A 2,594-nucleotide genomic window follows, 5' to 3' on the forward strand; every position below is an offset into this window, starting at 1 on the left:
ATGATGAACAAGACATCGTCGGTTATCGCCGACAGGAACCGCATGCCCGGAGATCGGGTTTTTCTACACCGTCGTTGGGCGGCTATCGGAGATTAGGATCTAGCATGGGACGAGAAGACTACTTGTTTGCTGAGGGCGATCTGGATGCGACGTTGAGAGCTCATCAGGGCTCTATCTCCGCAAAAATCGATGCGATCCCGCGCGATCAGTTTATGAATGCACAACCGGAAGAGATCATCGACCATATCCTGTCTGAGATGACAGTGGAGCCGCTAGTGATCTACGAAGATCGCGCAGAGATGGATCAGCGTGAAACGAAGATCGATGTTAGCGGCTGGCGGGACAGAAATCCTTTCGGTGATCGAGGACCAATCCATGTATCTGGTGTCGCCGTATCTGTATCCGTGCCATTTACTGGGGATTCGTCCCTATGGAAATTGAAGCCAAATCAGTGGCAGTCAGTTTTCCCTCGAGCCAAAGTAGTAAGTTCGCGCGGAGAAAATGCCGGTCATGTTCAGATTGACATGGCGCAACCAGCCGATGAGGCTCCAGAGAGATTCAAAACACGCTTAGATGAAGAACTGAAGACAATCCGCTTTTACATTCAGTCGCAGAAGCAGCAAATTGAAGGCTTCAATGCTGGCCTCCATGCACAAGTTCTTGCCGCGGTTACGGCAAGGCGGAATCGGATACAAAAACATGACGGGCTGCAGAACGTCTTGGGCATCCCATTGAAGCGAAAAGAAGGGGCACCAGCTTTTGCGCCCGTGAAGATTGCCAGGAAGCTTGTCCGTCCGTTGCCCCCCTCCCCGAAGTCCGGATACAAGCCAGAGCCTGGAATTACGGACGAGGACTATTCGCACATCTTGTCCGTGATTAGGCACGAGGGTAGAACCTTCGAGACAACTCCGAAGACCTACGCCGTCCACGATGAAGAACAGCTTAGAGACATTCTCCTTGCGCATTTGAACGGCCATTATCAAGGCGACGCTACCGGAGAGGCATTTCGACGAAGCGGCAAAACGGATATTCGCATCGAGGACGACACCCGAGCCGCGTTTGTAGCTGAGTGCAAGATATGGAAGGGACAGAAGGAACTGTCCCAAGCCATCGACCAACTTCTTGGCTATCTGACCTGGCGCGACTGCAAAGCCGCCATCGTAGTATTCAACAAGCACAACGCGAAGTTCAACGGGATCATTGAAAGTGTCCCCGGGATCTTCGAGGCTCACCCCAAGTTCAAGCGTTTACGTGCGACTGAAGGGGCGGGCGAGTGGCAGTTCGACATGACATCTCGTGAGGATGAAGGCCGACAGGTGCGGGTTCATGTGTTCGTATTCAATCTCTTCGTGGCGTAGCCGCCCAACCCATCAATCCACCGGACGCTGCGCGATGAAGCCGCGCAGCGCCGGCGATTTCAGACGTTATGCGTCACACATAGGTTGCCGCCATGGTTGATTACGGGCTGGGAAAGAGAATCCTCGCGCTACGAGAGAAGGTCGTCGCAGAGTTCAATGCTGGAGATTGGGAGGAGGTTGGTCTTCTTACGGGACTCTCCGACCTGATATCCAAGCACCCTCGTCTATTGCGCAGCCTCGCATGGGGTGATGAAGACTACGCTGGGAACGCTCTCACGATAATCAAGCGAATTGCCGAACAAGACGAAAACGCTTTTGAGATTTTCGAAAGGCACGTAGCCGAGAAATATCCAGAAGAAAGCCATTTTGTGTCCGCCAAACCATCCGAACGGAAGATCACGTTCGCCCCAAACGTCTTCCAGGTCCCGGAAAACACGACCATTGAAACCGACTTGGTTGCGGTCATGATGCCGTTCAACGCAGCGTTTAACGCAGTGCACGAAGGAATTCGCCGCGCTTGCACTGCGGCGGGATATCGCTGCCTCCGCGTGGACGACATCTGGGAAGAAAGCACCGTGATCCAAGATATCTTCAATCTGATATTCAGGGCGCACGTAGTGGTCGTCGATTTCACGGGGAAGAATCCGAACGTGATGTACGAAACCGGAATTGCTCATACTCTCGGAAAGCATGTCGTTCCGATCTCCCAGTCTCTCGACGACGTTCCGTTTGACATGGCGCACCACCGAATTCTGAAGTACCTACCGAATGGTGAGGGGATTGAGGCCATGGTTGGAAAGCTAGCGGACAAACTTCGTCAGGTGAGCGCGTGACGCATAACCTTTTATTCAAGCCGAACCCGCTTCGCGGGTCGGCTTAATTCAGGCGGTGAGGCTGAAGAAAAAGCCCGGCGACGGCGCGCACCACGATTCGTTCGGTATAATTCGGTAACCGCTCCCGGAGTTTCTCGATGCCCCGCTTCAAGACGCCCGACTATGGCCTGAAAATGATCCCGGTGGATTTTGATCGGCAGGTGATTCCGGGCAGCTTCGAGCAGGCGCTGTGCCATCTCGTCGATCATGAAATTGACTTGGCGGGGCTTGAGACGCGCTACCGCAACGACAGCACCGGCGCCCCCGCCTTTGCGCCGAACGTGTTACTCAAGATCGTGCTGCTCGGCTACTCGCGCGGCTTGGTGAGTTCGCGCGCGATTGCCGCGGCCTGCCGCGACAACGT

General features: G+C 54.4%; 3 protein-coding genes. All 3 read left to right on the forward strand.

What is annotated here, in order from left to right; all coding sequences use genetic code 11:
• A partial coding sequence (locus AC3A35_RS27720) for a hypothetical protein (RefSeq protein WP_487439779.1) occupies positions 1-1,358 on the forward strand: 1,358 nt, incomplete at its 5' end.
• A gap of 92 nt (positions 1,359-1,450) precedes the next feature.
• On the forward strand, positions 1,451-2,191 hold the full coding sequence (locus AC3A35_RS27725) for a hypothetical protein (RefSeq protein ID WP_487439780.1): 741 nt from the start codon (positions 1,451-1,453) through the stop codon (positions 2,189-2,191).
• A gap of 137 nt (positions 2,192-2,328) precedes the next feature.
• Positions 2,329-2,594, forward strand: a 266-nt coding sequence (locus tag AC3A35_RS27730) for a transposase (RefSeq protein ID WP_487439781.1), incomplete at its 3' end; no start/stop codon positions are given.

The sequence above is a fragment of the Azoarcus sp. Soil_N_20 genome (genome assembly GCF_057656155.1).

What these genes read in the sequence shown, in the direction of transcription:
- AC3A35_RS27725 (WP_487439780.1), top strand. Translation starts at nt 1,451, where the DNA reads ATGGTTGATTACGGGCTGGGAAAGAGAATCCTCGCGCTACGAGAGAAG.